This is a genomic window from Nostocoides japonicum T1-X7, assembly GCF_001046855.1.
GTDB lineage: Bacteria > Actinomycetota > Actinomycetes > Actinomycetales > Dermatophilaceae > Nostocoides > Nostocoides japonicum.
The window spans coordinates 4200267-4204451 of the sequence record NZ_HF570958.1; the positions used below are offsets into that span (position 1 = coordinate 4200267).

General features: G+C 70.8%; 4 protein-coding genes. 1 reads left to right on the plus strand and 3 read right to left on the minus strand.

Annotation, left to right across the window (positions count from 1 at the left end; translation table 11 throughout):
* Together BN12_RS19025 and rpsA are read right to left on the minus strand one after the other, a co-directional pair.
* On the minus strand, positions 1-626 hold a 626-nt coding region (locus BN12_RS19025; RefSeq protein ID WP_053080102.1), incomplete at its 3' end, for a maleylpyruvate isomerase N-terminal domain-containing protein.
* Between the two features lie 82 nt (positions 627-708).
* Positions 709-2178 carry a 30S ribosomal protein S1 gene (rpsA, locus tag BN12_RS19030; RefSeq protein ID WP_048554976.1) on the minus strand — a complete coding sequence of 490 codons (1470 nt, stop codon included), beginning with the start codon at positions 2176-2178 and terminating at the stop codon, positions 709-711.
* A 42-nt stretch (positions 2179-2220) separates the two neighbouring features.
* Here rpsA and BN12_RS19035 point away from each other — a divergent pair, with 42 nt between their 5' ends.
* Positions 2221-3075, plus strand: a complete 855-nt coding sequence (locus BN12_RS19035) for a class I SAM-dependent methyltransferase (RefSeq protein ID WP_235432469.1) — start codon at positions 2221-2223, stop codon at positions 3073-3075.
* A gap of 66 nt (positions 3076-3141) precedes the next feature.
* Here the strand turns inward: BN12_RS19035 and BN12_RS19040 are convergent.
* Positions 3142-4185 (minus strand): trypsin-like serine peptidase (locus BN12_RS19040; protein WP_048554980.1); only part of this gene is annotated, 1044 nt, incomplete at its 5' end.

Genomic DNA, 4185 nt, shown 5'->3' on the forward strand with positions numbered 1-4185 from the left:
TCCTCGTCGATCGGCTCGTCGGCGTCCGGCGGCGTCCCCGCGAACCGGCCGAGCTCCACGACGACCCGGTCACCGGTGTCGAGCGCCTCGAGCGCGACATGGGCGCCGTCGGCGGTGAACGAGCCCCAGTCCGGTGCTCCGCCGTACATCCAGTCGAGGACCTCGAGGACCCCGTCGGCCGCGAGGTCGGCGGGAAGGACCGTGAGGTCGTCGGCGCCGGCGGTCTGCTCCGCGTCGAGGCGGTGGATGAGCGCCTCGTGGGCCTGCCGGCGGCGGATGAAGCCGACCGTGTGGTTCGAGTGGTGCCACGTCCAGGCGGCCTCCTCGTCGCGCGCGGACCGCAGCTGCTCGCGCAGCCGCCGCGAGGCGTCCCTGAACCGCTCGGCGAGGGCCTCGCGGTCGGTCGGCCGGTCGGGCTCGACGTAGTCCTCGGGCGGGGCCGGGCGGACGGCGAGGACGTGCGCCCAGAAGTCCTGGACCCGCATCAGGTGGCTCAGCAGGTCGTCGGCGCTCCAGTCGGGGCAGCCCGGAACCCGGGCTGCCGGGTCGGCCCGCAGCATCGCCTCGAGGAAGGCGTCGGACTGTCCGGCGAGGTGGGCGTCGAAGTCGATGGGCGAAGTCGGCATACGTCGACCGTATGCCGTCCCGCCGACAGCCGAAGGGCCCGGCTCCCCGCGGGGGAACCGGGCCCTTCGACGCCTCGGTCGCTCAGTTGCCGGTGAGCTTCTCGCGGAGCGCGGCGAGCGCCTCGTCGGAGGCGAGGGTGCCCTCGGCGTCCGACGGGGACGACTCGGCGGACGAGCCGCTGGAGTAGGACGTCGGCACCTCCGCGCCGGAGGTGGCGTCGGAGTCGGCCTTCGACGCGGCCTCGACCTGCGCCTTGTGGGCCTCCCAGCGGGCGTGGGCGTCGGCGTACTGCTTCTCCCACTTCTCCCGCTGCGCCTCGAAGCCCTCGAGCCACTCGTTGGTCTCGGGGTCGAAGCCCTCGGGGTACTTGTAGTTGCCCTGCTCGTCGTACTCGGCCGCCATGCCGTAGAGCGTCGGGTCGAACTCCTCGATGGAGACCGAGCCGTCGTTGGCCTGCTTGAGCGACAGCGAGATCCGGCGCCGCTCGAGGTCGATGTCGATGACCTTGACGAAGATGTCCTGACCGACCTGGACGACCTGCTCGGGCAGCTCGACGTGCCGCTCGGCGAGCTCGGAGATGTGGACGAGACCCTCGATGCCGTCGTCGACGCGGACGAACGCACCGAACGGGACGAGCTTGGTGACCTTGCCCGGGACGACCTGGCCGATCGCGTGGGTCCGGGCGAAGTGCTGCCACGGGTCCTCCTGCGTCGCCTTGAGCGACAGGGAGACCCGCTCGCGGTCCATGTCGACGTCGAGGACCTCGACGGTCACCTCGTCGCCCACCTCGACGACCTCGCTCGGGTGGTCGATGTGCTTCCACGACAGCTCGGAGACGTGGACGAGGCCGTCGACCCCGCCGAGGTCGACGAACGCGCCGAAGTTGACGATCGAGGAGACGACACCCTGGCGGACCTGGCCCTTCTGCAGCTCGCGCAGGAAGGTCGTGCGGACCTCGGACTGCGTCTGCTCGAGCCAGGCGCGGCGCGAGAGGACGACGTTGTTGCGGTTCTTGTCGAGCTCGATGATCTTCGCCTCGATCTCCTTGCCGACGTACGGCTGGAGGTCGCGGACCCGGCGCATCTCGACGAGCGAGGCGGGCAGGAAGCCGCGCAGGCCGATGTCGAGGATGAGGCCGCCCTTGACGACCTCGATGACGGTGCCGGTGACGACGCCGTCCTCCTCCTTGATCTTCTCGATCGTGCCCCAGGCGCGCTCGTACTGGGCGCGCTTCTTGGACAGGATGAGCCGACCCTCCTTGTCCTCCTTCTGGAGGACGAGGGCCTCGACCTCATCGCCCACGGAAACGACCTCGGCGGGGTCGACGTCGTGCTTGATGGACAGCTCGCGGGAGGGGATCACACCCTCGGTCTTGTAGCCGATGTCGAGCAGGACCTCGTCCCGGTCGACCTTGACGACGCGACCCTCGACGATGTCGCCGTCGTTGAAGTGCTTGATGGTCGCGTCGATCGCGGCCAGGAGGTCTTCCTCGGTGCCGATGTCGTTGATGGCAACCTGAGGGGCGGTCTTCTCGACCGTGCTGGCAGTCATGTAGTAGGAACTCCGATGGTGGACAGTGAATCTGATGCGAAGGTGGACAGCGCGCGATTGCATGAGGCATCGCACGCACACGAAAGTGCTCGTGAAGTCTACCAGTCCGCGCAGGTCGTCCGGCGCGCCGCCACGACCGCGGAGACCGCGTCCGCCAACCGCTCGTGGTGGGACGCCGAGGCACCCGGGTATGCCGCGGAGCACGGCGCGTTCCTCGGCGACGACGATTTCGTCTGGGGTCCGGAGGGGTGGACCGAGGCCGACCTCGGACTCCTCGGCCCGGTGTCCGGGTGCCGGCTCCTCGAGATCGGCGCCGGCGGGGCCCAGTGCGCGCGATGGGTCCGCTCCCAGGGCGGCGTCGTCGTCGCGACCGACCTCTCCCGCGGCATGCTCGCGACGGCCCGGCGGCTGGACGACGCGAGCCCGTATGCAGTGCCCCTCGTCCAGTGCGACGCCCTCGCCCTCCCCTTCGGCGACGCGGAGTTCGACACCGTCTTCACCGCATACGGAGCCGTGCCGTTCGTCGCGGACTCGGCGCTCCTCATGCGGGAGGCCGCGCGGGTGCTGCGCCCCCATGGACGGTTCGTCTTCTCCACGACCCATCCCATCCGGTGGTCCTTCCCCGACGCGCCCGGGCCGGAGGGGCTCAGGGTGACGATGCCCTACTGGGACCGGACGCCCTACGTCGAGTCCGACGAGGCGGGCCGGGCGACGTACGTCGAGCACCATCGGACCCTCGGTGACCGGGTCCGCGAGATCGTCGCGTCCGGCCTGAGGCTCGTCGACCTCGTCGAGCCGGAGTGGAAGCCGGGCAACGCGAACGAGTGGGGCGGGTGGTCGCCGCTGCGGGGCGGCCTCTTCCCGGGCACGGCCATCTTCGTCTGCGAGCGGCGCTGACCGGCCCGCACGACGGTGGGCCGGCACGGCATCCGCCGCACCGGCCCACCGAGGCGGGCTGCCGGGTCAGCAGCTGCTGGCGCCGAAGCAGCGCACCGTGTTCGCGAGGCTGTTGAAGTACGGCGAGTACATCGTGAGCGGGTCGTTGGTGAACTTGAAGTCGTTGTGGCCGTTGATGTAGCCGGAGGCGCCCTGGTTCGCGTTCCACTGGATGGCCCACTCGCCGCCGCTGGAGCCGCCGGTCATCGGGTTCGGGATGCCGAGCGTCACCGGTCCCACGCCACCGACGTTGGCCGTGCTCGACGTCGACGCGCGGTCACGGTACATCGACTGCCCGTTGTATGGCGCCGCCGCGGGGTAGCCGAAGGCGTTGAACTGCTGCTGGTAGGACTGGTTCCACGCGAAGCCGTCCCAGCCGACCGCCTGCCCGAGGGTCTGGCCCTTGGCGTTGGTGCCGACGCGGATGGCGCCGAGGTCGACGCTGAGGTCGCCGTTGTTGAGCCACGCCGTCGTCGTGATGTACTGCGTCGCGGTGAACCGGCCGAACGGCGCGATCTGCTTCTCGGTCTTGCCCTTGCCGTTGTAGGCGGGGATGAACTGCGCGTACGTGTCGAACGCCTTGCTGCCCTCGGTGTTGGCGGTGCAGTGGCCGGCCGTCCACACCTCGTTCTGGACCGGTGCGGACGCCGCCGCGACGGAGGTGCCCGAGCACACCCAGTTCGTGCCGCCGTTGGTGAAGAACAGCTTGCCGTTGAGGCGTTGCGGCCACTTCTTCGTCGCCGAGACGGGCACCTTGACGAAGGTGTATGCCGCGAGGGGGGCGGCCGCCGACGTGGCCTTGGCCGCGGTCCCGGAGCCGGCGACCGTGCCCGCGGGCCCGTCGGCGCGTGGGGCCGCCACCGCGGCCTTGGCGGCGGATGGCGACACGACGACGTCCGCGGGCTTCGCGGAGCGCATCCGGGCGGCCGTCCAGTACGACGAGGTCGAGGCGGCCTCCGTCGCGGCGACGGTGTGGACGACGACGGGACTCGGCGCGACGGCAGCCGTCGCGTTCGTCGTCGTGAGCACGGCGGCGCCGGAGCCGACGGCGACGATGCCGGCGGCCGCGAG